At 62.0% G+C, this 21,361-nt stretch carries 22 protein-coding genes and 1 riboswitch; of the genes, 14 read left to right on the top strand and 8 right to left on the bottom strand.

All coding sequences use genetic code 11. The features are described from left to right. Window positions 1–19: 19 nt before the first annotated feature. The 3 genes from ACTRWK_RS02080 to ACTRWK_RS02070 are packed head-to-tail and all read right to left on the bottom strand — an operon-like array spanning window position 20 to window position 2,498. Window positions 20–991 (bottom strand): threonine ammonia-lyase, encoded by a 972-nt coding sequence (locus ACTRWK_RS02080; RefSeq protein ID WP_289081193.1) that lies wholly within the window; start codon window positions 989–991, stop codon window positions 20–22. After that, a complete protein-coding gene (locus ACTRWK_RS02075; protein ID WP_289081194.1) occupies window positions 988–1,812 on the bottom strand; it encodes an alpha/beta fold hydrolase in 825 nt (274 codons plus the stop codon). Before ACTRWK_RS02075 ends, ACTRWK_RS02080 begins: the two co-directional genes overlap by 4 nt. Continuing rightward, window positions 1,812–2,498 carry a haloacid dehalogenase type II gene (locus tag ACTRWK_RS02070; RefSeq protein ID WP_243250589.1) on the bottom strand — a complete coding sequence of 229 codons (687 nt, stop codon included), beginning with the start codon at window positions 2,496–2,498 and terminating at the stop codon, window positions 1,812–1,814. The genes ACTRWK_RS02075 and ACTRWK_RS02070 overlap by 1 nt, the downstream gene beginning before the upstream one ends. A gap of 183 nt (window positions 2,499–2,681) precedes the next feature. On the opposite strand from ACTRWK_RS02070, the gene ACTRWK_RS02065 reads away from it, so the two are divergent. Together ACTRWK_RS02065 and ACTRWK_RS02060 are read left to right on the top strand one after the other, a co-directional pair. Then, the gene (locus ACTRWK_RS02065) at window positions 2,682–3,110 is read left to right on the top strand and encodes an FKBP-type peptidyl-prolyl cis-trans isomerase (RefSeq protein ID WP_005849439.1); all 429 of its coding nucleotides are present in this window, start codon (window positions 2,682–2,684) and stop codon (window positions 3,108–3,110) included. A 96-nt stretch (window positions 3,111–3,206) separates the two neighbouring features. Further along, a complete protein-coding gene (locus ACTRWK_RS02060) occupies window positions 3,207–4,319 on the top strand; it encodes a THUMP domain-containing class I SAM-dependent RNA methyltransferase (RefSeq protein ID WP_289081195.1) in 1,113 nt (370 codons plus the stop codon). Between the two features lie 142 nt (window positions 4,320–4,461). Here ACTRWK_RS02060 and ACTRWK_RS02055 read toward each other — a convergent pair whose 3' ends face one another. From ACTRWK_RS02055 to fabA, 3 genes are all read right to left on the bottom strand, one after another. After that, a complete protein-coding gene (locus tag ACTRWK_RS02055) occupies window positions 4,462–5,253 on the bottom strand; it encodes an enoyl-ACP reductase FabI (protein WP_289081196.1) in 792 nt (263 codons plus the stop codon). A 9-nt stretch (window positions 5,254–5,262) separates the two neighbouring features. Beyond that, window positions 5,263–6,492 (bottom strand): beta-ketoacyl-ACP synthase I, encoded by a 1,230-nt coding sequence (fabB, locus tag ACTRWK_RS02050; RefSeq protein ID WP_005849436.1) that lies wholly within the window; start codon window positions 6,490–6,492, stop codon window positions 5,263–5,265. Window positions 6,493–6,669: 177 nt separating this feature from the next. Then, window positions 6,670–7,179 carry a bifunctional 3-hydroxydecanoyl-ACP dehydratase/trans-2-decenoyl-ACP isomerase gene (gene fabA, locus ACTRWK_RS02045; RefSeq protein WP_005849435.1) on the bottom strand — a complete coding sequence of 170 codons (510 nt, stop codon included), beginning with the start codon at window positions 7,177–7,179 and terminating at the stop codon, window positions 6,670–6,672. A gap of 193 nt (window positions 7,180–7,372) precedes the next feature. On the opposite strand from fabA, the gene irrA reads away from it, so the two are divergent. Continuing rightward, complete coding sequence (gene irrA, locus ACTRWK_RS02040; RefSeq protein WP_005849434.1) at window positions 7,373–7,792, top strand: iron response transcriptional regulator IrrA; 420 nt, start codon at window positions 7,373–7,375, stop codon at window positions 7,790–7,792. A gap of 42 nt (window positions 7,793–7,834) precedes the next feature. Here irrA and ACTRWK_RS02035 read toward each other — a convergent pair whose 3' ends face one another. Next, window positions 7,835–8,710 carry a glycosyltransferase family 2 protein gene (locus ACTRWK_RS02035; protein WP_289081197.1) on the bottom strand — a complete coding sequence of 292 codons (876 nt, stop codon included), beginning with the start codon at window positions 8,708–8,710 and terminating at the stop codon, window positions 7,835–7,837. Window positions 8,711–8,824: 114 nt separating this feature from the next. Here ACTRWK_RS02035 and miaB point away from each other — a divergent pair, with 114 nt between their 5' ends. The 8 genes from miaB to metK all read left to right on the top strand — a co-directional run bounded on the left by miaB (window position 8,825) and on the right by metK (window position 16,694). Then, window positions 8,825–10,144, top strand: a complete 1,320-nt coding sequence (miaB, locus tag ACTRWK_RS02030) for a tRNA (N6-isopentenyl adenosine(37)-C2)-methylthiotransferase MiaB (protein WP_289081198.1) — start codon at window positions 8,825–8,827, stop codon at window positions 10,142–10,144. A 220-nt stretch (window positions 10,145–10,364) separates the two neighbouring features. After that, a complete protein-coding gene (locus tag ACTRWK_RS02025; protein WP_005849431.1) occupies window positions 10,365–10,940 on the top strand; it encodes an OmpA family protein in 576 nt (191 codons plus the stop codon). Between the two features lie 15 nt (window positions 10,941–10,955). Continuing rightward, complete coding sequence (locus ACTRWK_RS02020; protein ID WP_005849430.1) at window positions 10,956–11,267, top strand: hypothetical protein; 312 nt, start codon at window positions 10,956–10,958, stop codon at window positions 11,265–11,267. A gap of 154 nt (window positions 11,268–11,421) precedes the next feature. Then, entirely contained in the window at window positions 11,422–12,411 is a 990-nt protein-coding gene (locus ACTRWK_RS02015; protein WP_009825126.1) for a PhoH family protein, read from the top strand. Between the two features lie 67 nt (window positions 12,412–12,478). Beyond that, a complete protein-coding gene (gene ybeY / locus ACTRWK_RS02010; protein ID WP_462843774.1) occupies window positions 12,479–13,003 on the top strand; it encodes an rRNA maturation RNase YbeY in 525 nt (174 codons plus the stop codon). Between the two features lie 20 nt (window positions 13,004–13,023). Next, on the top strand, window positions 13,024–13,932 hold the full coding sequence (locus ACTRWK_RS02005) for a hemolysin family protein (protein ID WP_037944697.1): 909 nt from the start codon (window positions 13,024–13,026) through the stop codon (window positions 13,930–13,932). After that, complete coding sequence (lnt, locus tag ACTRWK_RS02000; RefSeq protein WP_462843773.1) at window positions 13,932–15,449, top strand: apolipoprotein N-acyltransferase; 1,518 nt, start codon at window positions 13,932–13,934, stop codon at window positions 15,447–15,449. Before ACTRWK_RS02005 ends, lnt begins: the two co-directional genes overlap by 1 nt. A gap of 8 nt (window positions 15,450–15,457) precedes the next feature. Then, window positions 15,458–15,505: riboswitch (SAM-SAH riboswitch) on the top strand. A gap of 4 nt (window positions 15,506–15,509) precedes the next feature. Further along, window positions 15,510–16,694 carry a methionine adenosyltransferase gene (gene metK / locus ACTRWK_RS01995; RefSeq protein ID WP_005849425.1) on the top strand — a complete coding sequence of 395 codons (1,185 nt, stop codon included), beginning with the start codon at window positions 15,510–15,512 and terminating at the stop codon, window positions 16,692–16,694. Window positions 16,695–16,760: 66 nt separating this feature from the next. Here the strand turns inward: metK and ACTRWK_RS01990 are convergent, their stop codons facing one another. Next, complete coding sequence (locus ACTRWK_RS01990) at window positions 16,761–18,371, bottom strand: BCCT family transporter (protein WP_289081200.1); 1,611 nt, start codon at window positions 18,369–18,371, stop codon at window positions 16,761–16,763. 200 nt (window positions 18,372–18,571) lie between these two features. On the opposite strand from ACTRWK_RS01990, the gene trmB reads away from it, so the two are divergent. The 3 genes from trmB to ACTRWK_RS01975 all read left to right on the top strand — a co-directional run bounded on the left by trmB (window position 18,572) and on the right by ACTRWK_RS01975 (window position 21,332). Then, window positions 18,572–19,273: a tRNA (guanosine(46)-N7)-methyltransferase TrmB gene (trmB, locus tag ACTRWK_RS01985; RefSeq protein ID WP_235183805.1), complete on the top strand. Its 702-nt coding sequence runs from the start codon at window positions 18,572–18,574 to the stop codon at window positions 19,271–19,273. Window positions 19,274–19,365: 92 nt separating this feature from the next. Beyond that, window positions 19,366–20,718, top strand: a complete 1,353-nt coding sequence (aroA, locus tag ACTRWK_RS01980) for a 3-phosphoshikimate 1-carboxyvinyltransferase (protein ID WP_289081201.1) — start codon at window positions 19,366–19,368, stop codon at window positions 20,716–20,718. After that, a complete protein-coding gene (locus ACTRWK_RS01975; RefSeq protein ID WP_037944691.1) occupies window positions 20,718–21,332 on the top strand; it encodes a (d)CMP kinase in 615 nt (204 codons plus the stop codon). Before aroA ends, ACTRWK_RS01975 begins: the two co-directional genes overlap by 1 nt. Window positions 21,333–21,361 lie beyond the last annotated feature (29 nt).

Raw genomic sequence — 21,361 nt, 5'->3', positions numbered from 1 at the left:
CAGAACCTCCTGTGGGGCGTCAGTCAAGCGTGGCAAGCGCCCGCGAGAAAATATCACTGTCTACATTCCCGCCCGAAATGGTGACGATCACATCGTCGCCTTCGATCTCGTCTTGCCGGAACAGCGCGGCGGCAAGGGCCACAGCCCCGCCGGGTTCGGCCACAAGTTTGAGACGGTTGAACGCATGGCCAATCGCCTGCAGCGCCTCTGCGTCGCTGACCACAAGGCCGGGGCCGCATAGCCGCTTGAGGATCGGAAAGGTCAGATCACCCGGTTGCGGCGTGACGATGGCATCGCAGATCGACCCGCCAAGGGCGGCGTTACGCGTGATCTCTCCTGCGGCGAGCGACCGCGCGGCATCGTCAAAGCCTTCGGGCTCGGCGGTGCGCGCGCGCAGCCCCGGTGCCTCGGCTTCAAGCGCCAGCGCAATGCCAGAGGTCAGCCCCCCGCCACCACAGCAGGCAATTACATCGGCACGGGCGATCCCCGCGTCGGCGGCCTGCTGCGCAATCTCGAGCCCCGTTGTCCCCTGACCGGCAATCACCAGCGGGTCGTCGAAAGGCTTGATCAACGTCAATTCGCGTTCCTCCGCCATAGCCGCGCCGATGGCGTCGCGGTCCTCCGTCATGCGGTCATAAAGTACGACCTCGGCCCCAAGCGCGCGGGTGTTGGCGATCTTAAGACGGGGCGCGTCGGCGGGCATGATGATCACCGCGGGCACCCCGTGCAGCTTGGCCGCATAGGCAACACCTTGGGCGTGGTTGCCACTGGAAAAGGCGATGACCCCCTTAGCACGTACAGAGGGTTCCAGAGCCGACACCGCCGACCAGCCGCCGCGAAACTTGAAGCTGCCGGTGTGTTGCAGGCACTCGGGCTTGACCCAAACGCGCCGCCCCGCGATGTCATCCAGAAACGGAGAGTTCAGCAAAGGCGTGCGCCGCACGTGCCCCTCCAGCCGCCGCGCTGCGGCGCGGATCATATCGATATTCATTGCATCTTCCCGATCCATTCGTTCAAGGCCGCAACCGCCTCTGGTTCGTCCAGAAACGGAATATGCCCACGTCCCGGCACCCGCGCGACCACCATATCGGGGCGGCGGCGTTCCATCTCTTGCAAGGTTTCCTCGCTCAGCAGATTGGACGCCATGCCACGGATGCAGGCAATCGGCAGCCCGTCAAGCGCGTCAAAGAACGGCCACAGGTCGGGGGAGGGGGCGGAGAACGCCTTGGCCACCGCATCGCGCAGGTGCTTGTCATAAGTGATCTGCAAGCCGCTTTCGGTCTGGGTGTAATGCTTTTGCGCCTCTTCCATCCACCGGCTGTCGGGCACGTCGTCAAATTCGGGAAACACACGCGGCATGGCGGCGGCGGCTTCGGCATGGGTCTTGGCAGCAGGGTTGCGGCCGATATAGCCCATGATGAAATCCAGCCCCTGCGGGTCAATATACGGGCCAACGTCGTTAAAGGCCACGCCCAGCAACCTACCCTTGGCTCCCTTGGCCAGCCCCAATGCATTCAGCCCCCCGCGCGAAGTGCCAAGCACGGCGGCCTTGTCGATGCCAAGATGATCCAGCAGCTCCAGCGCATCACGGCATTCAATAGGGGGGGAATAGTGTGACCAGTCAGGGTCGAAGTCAGAGCGCCCGCGCCCGCGATAGTCCATCTTGATCAGCCGCACGTCTTCCAGATGGGGGGTGACATAGTCGAAATCCGCTGTGGTCCGCGTCAATCCTGCAAGACAGAGAATCGGCAGACCCGCCCCTTCGTCGGTGAAATAGAGCGTTAGCCCGTCGGATGTGGTGAAATGAGCCATTATACGCCTGCCAGTTCTGGGATGCCGTTGAGGTCCTGCAGCACATGGGCCGGTTGCCACGGCAGCCGGTCCATCGGCTCTCCCGCGCGGTTGACCCAGGCGGTGGTAAAGCCAAAGCCTGTCGCCGCTGCTGCATCCCATCCGTTGGACGAGACGAACAACACCTCTGAGGTCGCGCAGCCAAAGCGCTGTCCGACCAGTTCATAGACTTTCGCATGTGGTTTGAAGACGCCGACGCTTTCCACCGACAGCACCGCATCCAGCGTGTCACCCAGATTGGCGGAGGAAACCGCACCGTCCAGCATGGCTGGTGATCCGTTCGACAAGATCGCAGTATTCAACCCAGCTTCCTTTAGCGTTTTCAGCATCTTCGGCACTTCGGGGAAGGCCTGAAGCTCCCAGTAAAGCGCCAGCAGACGTTCGCGCAGGGCGGGGTCGTTGTCGTGGCCGGTCTTGGCCAAAGCCCAGTCCAGCCCCTCTTGGGTGACCTGCCAGAAATCGTCGTGGGCCCCGGTGACAGCGCGCAGCCAGGAATAGCCAAGCTGCTTTTGCCGCCAATGTTCGGCGACCTGCGGCCAGCTGTCTTTTATCGCTGCAAAATCCGGCTCTGACGCGGCTTGTCGTGCGGCTGCGGCCACATCGAACAAGGTGCCATATGCGTCAAACACGCATGTTGTAATCGCCATGATTTCCCCCCTGAATATTTCTTCCGCAAGACTGTCACGACCCGTCACGACAGAAAAGGCCGAAAAACTGGCCTCATGGGGGTTTACGGCGGGACGCAGGCTTGAAACACTGCGCGCCGAACCCGGAGCACCCGCGCAGATACGCGGCCTCCTGTATTTTCCCTTTATGGATCGGAGCTTTCTATGACGCAGGTTAAATCCGGCGATACTGTTGCTATTCACTACACTGGTACCCTGCTTGACGGCAGCACCTTCGACAGCTCGGAAGGGCGCGAGCCTTTGGAGTTCACGGTCGGGTCCGGCCAGATCATCCCCGGCCTCGACAGCGCGATGCCCGGCATGGAGGTCGGCGACAAGAAAGTCGTCAAGATCGGCAGCGCAGAGGCCTACGGCGATGTGAACCCCGAGATGCGTCAGGCCGTGCCACGCGAAGGTATCCCTGCGGATATCCCTCTGGAAATCGGCACGCAGTTGCAGATGCAAACCCCGGACGGGCAGGCGATGCCGGTGATGGTTGTCGAGGTTGACGACGCCACTGTGACACTTGACGCCAACCACCCGCTGGCGGGCAAAGACCTGCAGTTCGACATCGAACTGGTAAAAATCGCCTGAACCAGGCCCATACAGTCCGGCGCTTTTGATCGCGCCGGACTGTCTTGCTCCAAGAAACCGCTCGAAACCTCGCGCGCCGCGCAGTAAGCAGCGGTTATGGACAGTCAAAACACCTTCGACATTTTTATCGTGGCCACCCCCGGTCTGGAAGACATGCTTCTCGCCGAGGTGACAGAGAAAGGCTTCGCCAATCCTGTGGCCTCGCCCGGCGGGATCACGGTGCAGGGCGGCTGGCCCGAGGTCTGGCGCGCGAACCTGCAACTGCGCGGTGCCTCGCGCGTGCTGACGCGGATCGGGTCCTTCATGGCGTTCCATCTGGCGCAGCTGGACAAACGCGCGCGCAAGTTCCCCTGGGGCGATGTGCTGCGCGCCGATGTGCCGCTGCGGGTGCAGGTGACCACGAAAGCCTCTAAAATCTATCACGCCGGTGCTGCGACGCAGCGGATTGAAACCGCCTTGCGCGAAAGCCTCGGGGTTACGATCTCGCCCGAGGCGGCTCTCGTGCTCAAGGTTCGGATCGACGACAATGTGGTGACCATCAGCCTCGATACTTCGGGCGATGCGCTGCACAAACGCGGCCACAAGGAAGCCGTGGGCAAAGCGCCGATGCGCGAAAATCTGGCCTATCTGATGTTGCGTCAGGTTGGGTACACGGGCACCGAGACGGTGGTCGATCCCATGTGCGGCTCGGGGACCTTCGTGATCGAGGCGGCCGAGATCGCCATGGGCCTCAACCCCGGCCGCTCGCGCCATTTCGCTTTCGAAGACCTCGCGAGCTTTGACGCTGACCAATGGGCCGCCATGCGCGACACCCCCACCACATCCACGCCACTGCGTTTCTATGGTTCTGACCGTGACGCGGGTGCCGTCCGGATGAGCCGTATGAATGCCGAACGGGCCGGGGTGGCCGATGCCGTGACCTTTGAAAACCACGCCGCGGGCGAGCTGACCCCGCCCGATGGCCCCCCCGGCCTTGTCATGGTGAACCCGCCCTACGGCGGGCGCATCGGCAACAAGAAACTGCTTTATCCGCTGTATGGCACGCTTGGCCAAACGCTGCTGACCCGCTTTAAAGGCTGGCGCGTGGGCCTTGTCACGTCCGAGCCGCCCTTGGCCAAAGCCTCCGGCCTGCCGTGGAAACCCCAAGGCCCCGCCATCGCGCACGGCGGTATGAAGGTCTGGCTCTACCAAACCCCGCCCCTGCGCTAAACGCGACGGCCCTTTCCAGACGCGACGGCCTATTTCCAAATGGTCTGAAATCCCGGGGTCCGGGGCAGAGCCCCGTAAATAGAACTTTGTGGCAGAGCCCCGGAAATAGAATTTGTGGCAGCGCCCCGGTCCGCCAGTCCCGTTAAAGGTTCTCCGCCTGCGGCATCCCCAGCACATGGAACCCGCCATCCACGCGGATAATCTCGCCCGTTGTGCAAGCACCAGCATCCGAGGCCAGATAGACCGCCGTGCCGCCAACCGCTTCCAGTGTCGCATTGGCGCGCATGGGGGCGTTTGTGTCGGTGTGTTTATAGGTCTTGCGCGCCCCGCCAATCGCGGCACCGGCAAGCGTTTTCATCGGGCCGGGGCTGATCGCGTTGACGCGGATGCCTTCGGGGCCCAGATCATTCGCCAGATAGCGCGTGGCGCTTTCCAATGCGGCCTTTGCCACGCCCATGACGTTGTAGTTGGGCGTCACGCGGTTTGATCCCATATAGGTCAGCGTCAGCAGGGTGCCGCCATTCTCGACCATCAGCGGGTGCGCACGGCGGGCGATCTCGATGAAGGAATAGGCCGAGATATCCATCGAGTTCTTGAAGTTCGCGCGGCTGGTGTTCAGGAAGCGGCCTGTCAGCTCGGACTTGTCGGAAAAGGCGATGGCGTGGACGACGAAATCGATCGTGGGCCAACGCGCGCCCAACCGCTCGAACGCGGCATCAAGCGAGGCGTCGTCGGTGACATCGACATCGACCATGAAGTCCGACCCGACACTCTGCGCCAGAGGTTCGAGACGCTTCCCAAAGGCCTCGCCCTGATAGGTGAACGCCAGTTCCGCACCGGCTTCCGCCATCGCCTTGGCAATGCCCCAAGCGATGGAGCGTTCGTTCGCGACACCCATGATCAGGCCGCGTTTTCCTTTAAGCATGTCTGACATCTGCTGCCCTTACTCTTGGAATTTGGAAAGGATCATCGATCCGTTGGTGCCGCCGAACCCGAAGGAGTTGGTCATCACCGAATCCAGACCGGCATTGTCCACACGCTCCAGCGCGATTTCGGACGGGTCCAGTTTCGGGTCCAGATCAACGACGTTGATGGATTTGGCGATAAAGTCATTCTTGAGCATCAGCAGGCAGAAGATCGCCTCGAGCGCGCCGGCGGCGCCTTGGGCGTGGCCGGTCATCGACTTGGTCGAGCTGACGGGGGGCGTGCTGCCCTGGCCAAAGACGCGACGGACCGCTTCGATCTCGCCCACGTCGCCGACCGGTGTGGAGGTGCCGTGCGCGTTGATATAGCCGACCTTGCGGCCCTCGGGCAGGGTTTCCAGTGCCAAGCGCATGGCGCGTTCGCCGCCCTCGCCGGACGGGGCCACCATGTCGTGACCATCGGATGTCGCCGCATAGCCAGTGACTTCGGCATAGATCGTGGCACCGCGCGCCTTGGCGTGCTCAAGCTCTTCGAGCACCAGCATGCCGCCGCCGCCCGAGATGACGAACCCGTCGCGGTTGGCGTCAAAGGCGCGGCTCGCGGTTTCGGGGGCGTCGTTATATTTGCTGCTCATCGCGCCCATGGCGTCGAACAGGCAGGACAGCGTCCAGTCAAGCTCTTCGCCGCCGCCCGCGAACATCACGTCCTGTTTTCCCAGCATGATCTGTTCCGCCGCGTTGCCGATGCAATGCAGCGAGGTAGAGCAGGCCGAGGTGATGGAGTAGTTGATGCCCTTGATCTTGAAGGCGGTGGACAGGTTCGCGCTGACGGTGGAGGACATGCATTTCGGCACGGCAAACGGTCCGATCCGCTTGGTCGCGCCGGTGTCGCGCACCACGTTATGCGCGGTGAACAGCGCCGATGTCGACGGCCCGCCAGAGCCCGCCACAAGGCCGGTGCGCGGGTTGCTGATCTGGTCTTCGCTCAGGCCCGCATCCGCGATGGCCTGCTGCATGGCGATATAGGCATAAGCCGCACCGCCGCCCATGAAACGCAGCGCGCGTTTGTCGATGTGGTCGGCCACATCAATCTTGAGCGTCCCTGCAACGCGGCTGCGAAAGCCGTGCTCTGTCATTTCGGGGCTGGCGACGATGCCGCTGGTCCCGTCTTTCAGCGATGCCAGAACTTCTTCTGCATTGTTTCCGATGGACGAGACAATTCCCAATCCTGTGACGACGACGCGGCGCATGGGCTGCACTCCCTTGATCTGTGTGGGGCGGGTGCCCTCTTGATGCTGCGCGGCCCGCACGCTTGTCGCGGGGCCGCACGTTCGTTTCCCGTTTGCCGCCTATGGGGCGACAAATCAAGTCATCAGTCTGTCTGGATGATCAGCAAGGTGATCCGAGCGATGATCTGACGGGTGGGCTTAGCTCTCGCTCAGCGCGACCTTCATGTCCTTGACCTGATAAATCACTTCGCCGTCGGCTTCGACGATGCCATCGGCAACGCCCATGGTCAGGCGGCGGGTCTGGATCGCTTTGGTAAAGTCGATCTTATAGGTCAGCATCTTGCGGTCAGGGCGTACCATGCCGGTCAGCTTCACTTCGCCCACGCCAAGCGCATAGCCGCGCCCCTGCCAGCCGCGCCAGCCCAGGTTAAAGCCGGTCAGCTGCCACAGACCATCCAGGCCAAGGCAGCCGGGCATGATCGGGTTGCCGGGGAAGTGGCAGTCAAAGAACCACAGGTCGGGTGTGATGTCGAATTCCGCCGTGATGTGGCCTTTGCCATGGGCACCGCCATCGGCGGAGACGTCTGTGATCCGGTCCATCATCAGCATCGGCGGGGCGGGCAGCTGCGCGTTGCCTTCGCCGAAAAGCTCGCCACGGGCGCATTTGAGCAGGGCTTCTTTGTCAAAGCTGGTGGGGTAGTCGGCCATATTATCGCGGCTCCTGAGGGCTGAATTTCAAATCCCGGCAGGTTTAGCATTGCGCGCCGCAGGCCCGCAAGGGCGCAGGCACACCGCATTTACGCGACGGCGAAAGGCGGCGCTGGCAAGAGTTTCCGGATTTCCGTTTGAAAACCGCCCCCATTGCCCCTTATATATAGCGCATGAGAGGTACTTATAGCCAATGACCCAAACAACACAGCAGATCAGTTCTGAGTGGCTTGCCAAGGCGGGCCTGCGCCCCACGCGGCAGCGCATGACGCTGGCGCATCTGTTGGTAGGCGATGGTCAGCACCGCCATGTCACCGCCGAAAGCCTGTTTGACGCGGCCAAGGGGCAGGGCGATGCCGTGTCGCTGGCAACGGTCTACAACACCCTGCGCGCCTTTTGCGACGCGGGGCTAATGCAGGAAGTCACGGTTGACGGGTCCAAAAGCTATTTCGATACCAACACCCATGATCACCCCCATTTTTTCTGGGAGGACGAGGCACGCCTGTCCGATGCGCCCTCTGACCAATTGGTGATCGCGCAACTGCCCGACGCACCCGAAGGGGCCGAGATCGCCTCGGTCGATGTGGTGATCCGTCTGCGCCGTAAGGGCTAGGGCTGTTCGGTCTGGGGCACGGTTTTTACCGGTCCCCTGCGTTCAGAACCACTGCCCCGGTTCCATCAACCCCAGATCCAGCAGTTGGCGAGAATGCCATTCAAACGGCGCGGAGTTGTGCCATTTGAAGCTGGCGATACGATCCCTACTGCCCGGGTTGGACTTGAGCGCCTTGGCCGTGCGGAAAGAACAGATCGACGCCGTGATATTGTGGTGCCACGGGCAGGCGTAGGTGTTGTATTCTTCATCCGTGAAGGTGTGATCGTCCCGCATCCGCAAGCCGGGCTTGGCGCGGAACAGCGAGATACGGTCGATCTTGCGCCGCGCGGCGGGCACATGTTCCTCGAACCGCCAACGCAATCCGCCAAAGAAATCAAGCTGCCGTTCCTTGGGGTGGTTGTCCGGCGTGCCGTCAGGCCGCGCCAGCGCGTAATAGCCGGACCGGTCCAGAAAGGCGTTGTCCAGCGATACCGCGTTCGGAGCGGCACCTAGATCATCTGCATAAAGATCAACGACATAGGTGAGCATTGCATCGCGGCGCTCTTCCGTGTGAAAGGCCAGCAACTCCCCCACGGTGCGCGTCTCGCAGAAAGGGTAGAACAGATATTCGGCGTTGTAGCAGGTATAAAGCCATTGCCCCGGTGCGGCCTCGATCACGGCGTTTACGGCATTTTCCAGCGCGCCCTCGCGGTCCATGTCGTAGTCCACGCGCAGCACGCCTTTGCTTTCGGCGACATCACGGGCCAGCGTGAAGCTGGCGGGCATAAAGGCGACAACGGTGGCAAAGCCAAGCTGCTGGTGGTGGCGCAGCGTCGTCTCGATCTCTATCGCGTCCTCGACCATGATGAGGGCAATAGGCCCCTTGCTCAGCACCGCTTTGCTGTCACTGATAAAATGGTCAAGACTGCGGTACTGCATGACACCCCGGCTTTATTTGTACTGTGCCTTAAATCTGTCAAATCGGGACGCATTGCAAGAGAACGCTGGCGCTGTTAGACCGCGCTTTTGCACCTTTGATCAACGGACCCTGCCATGACCGCGCCAAAAAAGCTGTTCATCAAGACCTACGGCTGCCAGATGAATGTCTACGACAGTGAACGTATGGCCGAGTCTCTGGGCGATAACTACGTCGAGACAAAGACCGCAGCTGACGCCGATATGATCCTGCTGAACACCTGTCACATCCGTGAAAAGGCAGCAGAAAAAGTCTATTCCGAACTGGGCCGCCTAAAGCCTCTTAAAGAACTGAACCCCGATCTGAAGATTGGCGTCGCAGGCTGTGTGGCGCAGGCCGAAGGGGCAGAGATCATGCGCCGTCAGCCGGCCGTTGATCTGGTTGTGGGGCCGCAATCCTATCACCGCCTTCCCGCGATGGAGGCGCGCGTGCGCTCTGGCAAAACCGCGCTTGATACGGATTTCCCCGAAGAGGATAAATTCGAAAAGCTGAAAGGCCGCGGCAAAGCGACGCGTGCGCCTTCTGCGTTTCTGACCGTGCAGGAAGGCTGCGACAAATTTTGCGCCTTCTGCGTGGTGCCCTATACCCGCGGGGCCGAAGTCTCGCGCCCCGCGACCCGCGTGCTGACCGAAGCGCGCGAACTGGTAGAACGCGGCGTGCGCGAAGTCACCTTGCTGGGTCAGAACGTCAACGCCTATCACGGCATGGGGGAAGAGGGGGCGGATTACACGCTTGCCCGCCTGATCAAGGAGTTGGCCAAGATCGACGGGCTGGAGCGTATCCGCTACACCACCAGCCACCCCAACGATATGGACGATGCGCTGATCGCCGCCCATGGCGAGATCGACAAGCTGATGCCCTATCTGCACCTGCCCGTGCAATCCGGCTCGGACCGTATCCTCAAGCGGATGAACCGCAGCCACACCGCCGAAAGCTATCTGCGGCTGATCGAACGCATCCGCGCCGCGCGCCCCGATATCGTGATGTCGGGCGATTTCATCGTCGGCTTCCCCGAAGAGACCGACGCGGATTTTGAAGCCACGATGGAGCTCGTTCGCGAGGTGAAATACGGCTACGCCTATTCGTTCAAATACTCGACCCGTCCCGGCACCCCCGCCGCCGAACGCCCGCAGGTAGAACCCGCCATAGCTGACGAACGCCTCCAGCGCTTGCAAGGGCTGATCACCGGTCAACAGCGCGAGATCCAGAACAGCATGGTGGGGCGCGATGTTTCTGTTCTTGTCGAAAAAGCGGGCCGCGAGGCGGGGCAGATGGTGGGGAAATCCGAATACCTCCACTCTGTGCATATCGACGAGGCGCAGGCCGAAATTGGCGACGTTGTTCGCGTCAGAATCGTTGATGCCAAAACCAATTCGCTGACGGCACGTCAGATTTAGGTGTCACCGGTCGCGATTTGCCCGCAATGATTGTAGACCAAAACGACTGCAATGGCCGGAAAATGGCGTAAGTGTGGCAGTAATATAGTAAATATGGCCGCATTCGCGCTTCACAGAAGCGCGTTTACCTCTTAATCTCACAACATATAGCGGACGACCGTGGTGCCTGGGGTATCTGTGGGTCTTCCGACTGGGGGACAGTAAGAAAAGGACGAGGGCTGTGTTTAATACAATTTCCAAGGGGCTACGGCTGTTTGCGGGCACGATGATTGCCGCAACATTCGTGCTTCAGGCATCTGCTGCCGATGCACAAACAAGATCTCAACAGGGCCGCGACAAGGGCCAGTATATTCCAACGATCTGGGTTGACCCCGATGGGTGTGAACATTGGGTCATGGATGACGGTGCCGAAGGCTATATGACACCGCATGTCACCCGTCAGGGTATTCCGGTCTGCCGCCGGGGTAACGTCTGCGGCGTGATGAATACGGACCAGTTTTTCAACACCGACAGCTACCGTGTGCACCCGCAGGGCCGCGCCCGCCTGGCTGAATTCTTCAAGACCACGGGTGCCGTGTCCTATATCATCAGCGGGCACACAGACAGCCGCGCGTCGGATGCCTATAACATGAAGCTGTCGCTGAACCGTGCCAATGCGGTTGCCAGCATCGCCCAGCAATCGGGGGCCCGCATTGCGGATGTCCGTGGCTATGGCGAACGGATGCCAGCGGCGTCCAATGGCACAGCGGGCGGTATGGCCAAGAACCGCCGCGTCGAAATCATCTGCATTCGCTAAGGGGACAGTAACGTGATGAAAGCTAAGATTATGATGGTCACCGCCTGCGCCCTGACACTGGGTGCCTGCGCTGACTACGAAGGCCGGGGCTATCCCGCCGATAAAACCGTCGACCGTGGCTTTGACAAAAAGCACCTGAGCCAGCTTCAGGCCGGCATCTGGGTCGATCCCAATGGCTGCGACCACTGGATCATCGATGACGGCGTCGAAGGCTACCTGAGCCAGCGACTGGACAAATACGGCAAGCCGGTCTGCTCTGGCGTGGCCCAGCCCACATATACGGCGGGCGACTTCAAAGGCGGCTCGCGCGTCCGAGATCCCAACTGATCTTGCGACCACTCCTGCACATAGGATCGGGCCGGCGCGTTTTACGCTCCGGCCCTTTTTTGTCGGCTCAAAGGGGTACATAGTTTGAATATGGGACCCATATTAATCCAAAGACACCTCCAATTAGGAAAACGCTTTGCCATCTAGTGACACAATGACGCCTCCCGCTTCTCACGCGCAGCAACTTGAATTTCCGGACAACCGGCTTCTGATCGATCTCTGCGGCCCCTATGACGCCAACCTGACCGCCGTAGAGACGGCGCTTGAGGTCCAGATCGTGCGTCGGGGCAACCACCTGTCGGTGATGGGAGAGGAAGACGCGACCACCCGCGCGGCCTCTGTGCTCGAAGGGCTTTATGCCCGATTGGAAGGCGGACGCAGTGTGGAGCCCGCCGATGTCACCAGTTTGCTACGCATGGGCGATTCAGCGGCTGGGACGGGGGTGCGCCCGGGTGACCAGATCGAGATGCCGAATTTGGGCGGCGTCGAAATCCAGACCCGCAAGAAACGCGTCGAACCCCGCACGGCTGCGCAGAAAGCCTATGTGCAATCGCTGTTCGACAACGAACTGGCCTTCGGCATCGGCCCTGCCGGTACGGGTAAAACCTATCTTGCGGTGGCCGTCGGCGTGTCGATGTTCATTGGTGGCCATGTGGACCGTATCATCCTGTCGCGCCCTGCCGTGGAGGCGGGGGAGAAGCTGGGCTACCTGCCCGGTGACATGAAAGACAAGGTCGATCCCTACATGCAGCCCCTTTATGACGCGCTGAATGATTTCTTGCCCGGTAAACAACTGGCCAAGCTGATCGAAGAGAAAAAGATCGAGATCGCGCCGCTCGCCTTCATGCGCGGGCGCACCCTGTCCAACGCCTTTGTTGTGCTGGACGAGGCGCAGAACGCGACCTCGATGCAGATGAAGATGTTCCTGACCCGTCTGGGCGAAGGCTCGCGGATGGTGATCACCGGTGACCGGACCCAGATCGACTTGCCACGCGGCGTGCCATCGGGCTTGCAAGACGCGGAACGGCTGCTCAAGACGATCCCCAAGATCAGCTTTAACTACTTCACCTCGAAAGACGTGGTGCGCCACCCGCTCGTGGCCGCGATCATCGAAGCCTATGAAGCAGATGCAGGCCACGCGTGATGCCCGGCTGCTTCATTTTGCCAGATAAACTCCGGGGGGCCGGGGGCTGGCCCCCGGTGGGGCGCTGATGCAGGCGCTCGACGTGATAGAGGAAGACCCCCGTTGGGCCGGTCTGGACCTTGATACCCTATGCCCCCGCGCGATGCGCGCCACATTGGCGCATCTGTCGCTGGATGCCGACACCGCCGAGGTGACGGTGCTGGCCTGCGACGATGCACATATCGCCACGTTGAACGCAGATTTCCGCGACAAGTCCACGCCGACAAATGTGCTCAGCTGGCCCGCCGAGGAACGCGGAGCCGCGCGCGACGGCGAACTTCCGCTGCCGGTCACGCCGGGGTTCGACAATATGCTGGAACTGGGCGACATCGCGATTTCATTTGACACCTGCCACGCCGAGGCAGAGGCCGCAGGCCGCCCGATGGCCGATCACGTGACCCATTTGATCGTGCACGGGCTGCTTCACCTGTTGGGGTATGACCACGAACGGGACGGGGATGCGACCCTGATGGAACGGTTAGAGGTAGAAATACTTGGCAAATTGGGGTTGGATGACCCATATAGAGACGACGCAGTGCAACCGCCTGCCTAAACACATAAAGACAGGACCCGATGGGCGACACAGACGGATCATCTGAGGCGGCGCAGAGCGCGCAGTTGGAAGACATCATACCGGCCTCCGAGGCCGAAGAAACCGAAGACACCCCGAAATCCGGTGGCTTCTTTTCCCGGGTCATGGGCGCACTCAGCGCGTCGGACAACGAGGAAGAGGAGGAGATCACCGCGGCACAGACCGACAGGCTGTCGACCCGCGGCATGATGAACCTGCGCCGGATGCGGGTGGATGATGTGGCGGTGCCCAAGGCGGATATCACCGCCGTGCCGGTGACCTCGACGCTGGATGAGCTGGTCGGCGTGTTCAAGGACAGCGGTCTGACGCGCCTGCCGGTGTATGACGGCACGCTCGATACGCCCGTTGGCATGGCCCACCTCAAGGATCTGGCTCTGACCCACGGATTTAATGGCCGAAACACCGAATTTGACCTTCAGGCCATGCTGCGTCCCTTGCTGTTCGTGCCGCCGTCCATGACCATTGGCGTCTTGCTGACCAAGATGCAGGCCGAACGGCGCCATATGGCACTGGTGATTGACGAATACGGCGGCGTCGACGGGCTGGTCACGATCGAGGATCTGATCGAACAGGTCATCGGCGAGATCGAAGACGAACACGACGTGGACGAAGGCAAATATTGGACGGTCGAAAAGCCCGGCTGCTACCTTGCGCTGGCCAAGACGCCTCTGGATGATTTCGAGGCCGAGATTGGCCATTCGCTGACCGACCACGATGATGTCGACGAAGAAGAGATCGACACGCTTGGCGGGTTGGTCTTCATGCTGTCGGGACGGGTGCCGGCACGTGGCGAAGTGGTCGTGCATCCCGATGGCCCCGAGTTCGAGGTGATCGACGCCGATCCGCGCCGGATCAAGCGTTTGCGCGTGCGTATGGCCGGATCTCACTGATGACATTGCGCAGTGCCGCTTGGATGCGGTTCGGGGCCGCGGTGCTTGCGGGCGTTGTCGCGGCCTTTGGGCAGGCACCCTATGACCTGCCGCTGGTCTTGCTTGCTGCACTTGCGGCTGTGCTGTTGATCTACAGTGCTGCTGCAACGCCCCGGCAGGCCGCAGCGCTCGGCTGGGGCTTTGGCTTTGGCTATTTCTTGCATGGATGGTCTTGGCTGGTTTCGCCCTTCATGGTCGACCCTGAACGCTATGCCTGGATGGCACCTTTTGCTGTGGCGGGGCTGACGGGCGGTTTGGCGTTGTACTGGGCTTTGGCGTTCTACGTGTCCCGCCGGTTGTCGGCACAGGTCTGGCCGCTGATCTTCGTCCTGCCCGCCGCGGAAATGCTGCGCGGCTATCTGTTCACCGGCTTCCCGTGGGGGATGTTCTCTCAGTCTTTGGTCAACCATTGGCCGGGGCAGGGGCTTGCGCTGGTGGGGCCCTACGGCATGACCCTTGCCTTGGTCGCGCTGGCTGTGGCGGTGGTACAGCGCGCGCGGGGCACATTGCTGCGGCAGGGCGCTGTCTGGGGCGCGCGGGTCTTGGGTGTGGCGGCGTTGACGGTGCCCTTTGGAGGGCGCGACGCTCCGGTTACCGACCATATGATCCGTATGGTGCAGCCGAACGCGGCGCAGAAAGACAAATGGGACCCCGTCAAAATCCCCGAATTCTTTGATCGTCAGCTGGCGCTGACCGCTGCGCCGCCCGCGCAGGGGGATGCGGCGCCTGATCTGATCCTCTGGTCCGAAACCGCCATCGCATGGCCGCTTGATTTGGCCCATGGCGCGCTGACCTATATCAGCGAAGCCGCCGCCGGTACGCCTGTGGTGCTGGGGGTGCAGCGGCGCGACGACATGGCCTATTACAACTCGGCCGTGTTGCTGGGGCCGGACGCCGAGGTTGTGCAGACCTATGACAAGCACCACCTCGTGCCCTTTGGCGAATATATCCCCTTTGGCGATCTGTTGGGCCGTATCGGTCTGCGCGGCATGGCGGCGCAGTTTGGCAGTGGGTTTTCCTCGGGGCCGGGGGCAGATCTGATGGATCTGGGGCCCTTGGGCCAGGCGCTGCCCCTGATCTGCTACGAGGCCGTCTTTGCGCGGGACGTTAACGCCGCACCGGCGCGGCCTGCATTCTTGATGCAGCTCACGAATGATGCGTGGTTCGGCAAGGGGCAGGGGCCGTTGCAGCATCTGGCTCAGGCCCGGATGCGCGCGATAGAACAAGGTCTGCCCATGGCACGCGTCGCCAACACGGGCGTTTCGGCGATGATTGACCCCTGGGGCCGCATCACAAAGAGTTTGGCCCTGAACGAGGCAGGCTTTCTGGATGCCCCTTTGCCCGCCCCACGCCCTGCGACACCCTATAGCAGATGGGGCGAATGGCCGTTTCTTTTCATAACTTTGGCGGGGTTTGCCCTTGTTATCCTGCGCCGACGACGCAACTTAAAGTTTGACCAAAGGGGCAGGCAAAGCTAAGCCCCGTTAATCGGCCACAACGGCTTCCTGACGTGGCTAAGAAATCTATTGGAGCACTAAATGTCCCGCAAAAACTACACGTTCACTTCGGAATCCGTTTCCGAGGGCCACCCGGATAAGGTCTGCGACCGGATTTCCGACGCCGTACTTGATGCCTTTCTGACCGAAGAACCCGAAGCGCGTGTCGCAGCGGAGACCTTTGCCACCACCAATCGCGTGGTCATCGGCGGCGAGGTTGGCCTGTCGAACAAGGACAAGCTGGATGAATACCTTGGCAAGATCGACGGCATCGCCCGCGCCTGCATCAAGGACATCGGCTACGAGCAGGATGAATTCCACCACGCCACCTGCGAGATCACCAACCTGCTGCACCCGCAGTCGGCGCATATCGCGCAAGGCGTGGACGCGTCAGGCGACAAGGAAGAAGGCGCGGGCGATCAGGGCATCATGTTCGGGTTCGCCACCAATGAGACGCCAGAGCTGATGCCGGCGCCGATCCACTATGCCCATGCGATCCTGCGCCGTTTGGCCGAAGTGCGCAAAGACGGCACCGAGCCGACATTGCGCCCCGACGCCAAAAGCCAGCTTTCCGTGCGCTATGAAGACGGCAAGCCTGTTGGCGTGTCCTCTATCGTTTTGTCGACGCAACACGCCGATGCAGGCCAGACCAGTGCCGACATCCGCGACATCGTCGAACCCTATATCACCCAGGTTCTGCCCGAAGGCTGGATCACCCCCGACACCGAATGGTGGGTGAACCCGACGGGGACTTTTGTCATCGGCGGGCCTGACGGCGACGCGGGCCTGACGGGGCGCAAAATCATTGTGGATACCTATGGCGGCGCGGCACCGCATGGGGGCGGCGCGTTCTCGGGGAAAGATCCGACGAAGGTTGACCGCTCTGCCGCCTATGTGGCGCGCTATCTGGCGAAAAACGTCGTGGCTGCCGGTCTGGCCGAAAAGTGTACGATCCAGCTGAGCTATGCCATCGGCGTGTCCAAGCCACTGTCGATCTACTGCGATACCTATGGTGGCGACGCGGATGTCACGGATGCGGCGATTGAAAAGGCGATCCGCCAGATCATCGACCTGACACCGCGCGGCATCCGCGAGCATCTGCAGTTGAACCGCCCCATCTTTGAACGCACCGCGGCCTACGGCCACTTTGGTCGCGCGCCCGAAGCGGATGGCGGCTTTAGCTGGGAAAAGACCGATCTGGTCGATGCGCTGAAGGCCGCGCTGTAAACACATGCTTCATGGTACAAGAAAGGGCAGCCCCAATGGGCTGCCCTTTTGCGTTGGTGGGGGCTGCTATAGATCCCCTAGGCCGGGGCGTTTGCCGATAGAGACGTGGTCGATATCTTCGGTCCGGAACCCCTTGATCAGCGAAGGGATCATCGCAAAGACCAGCAGGAAGATCGGCAAGCCGACGACCGTGATCACCTGTTGCAAGGCGGTCAGCCCCAAATCGCCTGCAAGGATCAGCAGCATCGCGGCGACCAGCCCTTCGGACACGCCCCAGAACACCCGCTGGCGGGTGGGGCCGGGTTCGGGCGAACCGGTGCACAGCATGTCGACAACCAGCGACGCGGAATCCGAGGATGTTGCAAAGAAGATTGCCACCACCAGCACGGCGATACCCTGCACGATATCGGCGAAAGGGAAGCTTTCGAAAAACGCGAACATGGCAAGCGGGACGGAATCAGCCACTGCGGCGCTCAGCGAACCGGCCTGCGCGCCAAGAGCCGTGCGCGCGGCGGTGCCGATGCCGTCAATCTCCATCGCTTGCCAGCCGAAGATAGAGAACCAGATCAGCGTGAACAGGGACGGGGCCAGCAGCACGCCAAAGACGAACTCCCGTATCGTGCGCCCCCGCGAAATCCGCGCGACGAAAAGCCCGATGAAGGGCGACCACGTGACCGTCCAGGCCCAGTAGAACACCGTCCAGCTGCCCTGCCAGCCCCAATCCCCATTCGAGGGGTTGGTATCGGCAAGCATATCATTCCAGAAGGCGAGCCGTGGCAGGTTGCTTAGGTACAGGCCAAAGGTCTCGACCATGCCGCGCAGCAGGAACAGGGTCGAACCGGTCACCAGCACAAAGACCATCAACGCCACGGCCATGCCGATATTGAGGTTGGACAGCAGCTTTACCCCCTTATCGAGCCCCGCCACAATAGACACCACGGCAACGACGGTCAGCGCGGTCAGGATGCCGACCTGCAGGGGCACGCCGTCGTTCCACCCAAACAGCGCCGACAGACCCGCTGCGATCTGCGATGACCCCAGCCCAAGCGAGACCGCGACACCGAACAGCGTGCCGAGGATCGACGCAATGTCGATCGCCTTGCCCCAAGGGCCGTGGATGCGCTCTTTCAACAGCGGGTAAAAGACTGAACTGACCCGCACGGGTAGATCATAGCGGTTGATGAAATAGGCAAAGGCCAGACCGGGCAGCGCGAAGATCGTCCAGGTGTGCAGAGCAAGGTGGTAGGTGGCGATAGAGATGGCGTCTTGTGCGGCCTGTTCCGTGAAAGGTTCAACGCCGGGCAGGGGCGGGTCCGAAAAATGGCTGATCGGCTCTGCCACGCCCCAGAACATCAGCACGGTGCCGATGCCGCCCGCGAAAAGCATGGTGAACCACGACAGGTTTGTATACTCGGGCCGGCTATCGCGCGGGCCAAGGCGGATATGGCCGTGACGGCTCATCGCGGCCCAGATCAGAAAGCCCAGCCAGACGTTGACGCCAAGAATAAAGAACCAGCCCAGATGCGATACGATCCAGGCGCGGCCTGCGGCGAAAGCATCCCCGATCGGTTCAGGGGCAAGGACAAGAGCCAGTACAAATAGGGCGGTACACAGGGCGGAAACAAAGAAGATTGTAGGGTCCGTTCGTAGTCCTAGTCGGCTTGCCAGTTCCCGCATTCGCACGTCCTCCGCTGCATTATTATCGGTTCTTGGTCAGGTAGAACCCTGTGGCTCAACGTAAAGTCCCTGTGATCGTTCCGGGTTTGCTGCGCTTCACAGGGGCGGCACCGCCGTTGCGCAGGGGGCGCGTGGGCTTTTGCGGCGCAGGATTACGCGAAATGTTGCGCCCGTCCCCCGCGCAGGCTAAAGCCAGCGCCATGACACATCCTGAACGCCCCCGCCGCAATTTCTACGGTCGCCTTAAAGGCAAATCGCTTAAGCAAAGCCAGAAAGGCTATATCGAAGAGGATCTAGAGGCGCTGTCGCCCGGTCCTGTCGATTGGGACGCGAACCCCGACCGTACACCGCTGGACCTGCCGACGCTGTTTGGCGGCAAACCCGTCTGGCTGGAGGTCGGTTTTGGCGGCGGCGAACATATGGTGCATCAGGCGGCGCAAAACCCTGACGTAGGCATCATCGGCTGCGAACCTTACATCAACGGGGTCGCGATGCTGTTGGGCAAGATCCGCCGCGCGGGTGTCGATAACGTGGCGATCCACCCCGGCGATGCACGCGATATCTTTGACGTGCTGCCAGAGGCGTCGATTGACCGCGCTTTCCTGCTGTACCCTGATCCGTGGCCGAAAACGCGCCACCACCGTCGTCGCTTTGTGACGCCGGAACATCTTGAACCGCTGGCCAAGGTGCTCAAGCCCGGCGCGATCTTTCGCGTTGCCACGGACATCGAAGACTATGTGCGCCAGACGCTTGAGCAGGTGCCGCGCCACGGGTTCGAATGGCTGGCGGAACGCCCCGGCGACTGGAAAGAGCCGTGGGGCGATTGGATTTCCACCCGCTACGAACAAAAAGCCCTGCGCGAGGGGCGCGTGCCGCACTACCTGACTTTCCGCAAGACCTGAGCGGGCGGGCGCGGGCCAAGAACGCTGGCAATGGACGGGGCGGGATCGCTGGTTTAAGACGGGCTTTCAGGAAGTTTTTTTGAGGGTTATCCATGTCCAGCCACGCCACGCCCGTCCCGATGACCTCTACCGCATGCGGCCCGCTGTCCGGCGTGGCCGAGGTGCCGGGGGACAAGTCGATCTCGCACCGGTCCTTGATTTTGGGCGCGATGTGCATCGGCGAAACCACCATCAGCGGATTGCTTGAAGGCGACGACGTGCTGGACACGGCCAAGGCGATGCAGGCCTTTGGCGCGGAAGTCACCAATATGGGCGGCGGCAACTGGTCTGTGCGCGGTGTGGGCGTGGGCGGTTTCGCAGAACCGGACGGGGTGATCGACTGCGGAAACTCGGGCACGGGGGTGCGCTTGATCATGGGGTCAATGGCGACCTCCCCCATCACCGCGACATTCACCGGCGACGCCAGCCTGAACGGCCGCCCCATGGCGCGGGTCACCGATCCGCTGGCCTTGTTCGGCACGGAATCTGTCGGGCGCAAGGGCGGACGCCTGCCCATGACCATCGTGGGGGCGGCCGACCCTGTGCCCGTGCGCTACACCGTGCCCGTGCCGTCCGCACAGGTGAAATCCGCCGTGTTGCTGGCAGGGCTGAACGCCCCCGGCAAGACCGTCGTGATCGAGGCCGAGGCCACGCGCGACCATACGGAGCGGATGTTGGCGGGCTTCGGTGCCGAGATCTCGGTGGAAGACACGGATGAGGGCCGTGTGATCACTCTGACCGGCCAGCCGGAGCTACAGGCCCAGCATGTTGATGTGCCGCGCGATCCGTCCTCGGCTGCGTTTCCGGTCTGTGCTGCCCTGATCGTGCCGGGCTCCGACGTGCTGGTGCCGGGGATCGGGCTGAATCCGACACGGGCAGGGCTGTTCACCACACTGCGCGAGATGGGGGCCAATCTGACCTATGAGAATGAGCGGACCGAGGGCGGCGAGCCTGTCGCCGACCTGCGCGCCAAATTCTCGCCCGACCTCAAAGGGATCGAGGTGCCGCCAGCGCGCGCGGCGTCGATGATCGACGAATATCCGGTGCTCTCTGTCGTGGCCGCCTTTGCGCAGGGCCAGACGATGATGCGCGGCGTGAAAGAGCTGCGGGTCAAGGAAAGCGATCGGATCGACGCGATGGCCAAGGGGCTGCGCGCCAATGGGATCGAAGTGGACGAGGGCCCCGATTGGTGGGCGGTCACCGGACGGGGGCATGGGAACGTGCCGGGCGGGGCGACCTGCGCCAGCCAGCTGGACCACCGCATCGCGATGTCCTTTATGATCCTCGGCATGGCCGCAACCTCGCCTGTCAGTGTGGACGACGGGTCGCCGATCACCACGTCCTTCCCGATCTTCGAGCCGCTGATGAAACGCCTTGGCGCGGATGTGACGCGGGGGGATGCGTGATGCTGGGCTTTACCGTTGCGATTGACGGGCCGGCTGCGGCGGGCAAGGGCACCGTCGGGCGCGCTGTTGCGGCGCATTTCGGTTTTGCGCATCTGGACACCGGCCTGCTCTATCGCGCCGTAGGGGCGAAAGTGCTGGAGGGCATGACCGCCGAAGAGGCCGCCTTGACCCTGCAAGCCGATGATCTTGAGAATGACCAGCTGCGCACCAACGCCGTGGCAGAAGCCGCGAGCCGCGCGGCCGCGATCCCCGCTGTGCGGGCCGCCTTGGTCGATTTCCAGCGCAGCTTTGCCATGCGGGCAGGGGGCGCGGTGCTGGACGGGCGCGACATTGGCACGGTGATCTGCCCCGATGCGCCGGTCAAGTTGTTCATCACCGCCACGCCCGAGGTCCGCGCACAGCGCCGCTTTGCCGAGCTTAGCGCCAAGGGGGCCGAGGTCACCCTCGAAGGGGTGCTGGCCGATGTTCAGGCCCGCGATGCCCGCGACAGCACCCGCGCCGAGGCACCGCTGAAGCCCGCCGAGGATGCAGAGCTGATGGATACCTCGACCATGGATATCGAGACAGCCGTGGCCCGCGCCATCGAACTGGTGGCCGCACGTAGAGGTGACTAAACGCGGCGGAACGAATGTCGCTGCCTGAC

This window comes from Sulfitobacter sp. G5_S2_6_S6, assembly GCF_054968505.1.
This window is presented reverse-complemented; position numbering and strand designations above follow the sequence as displayed.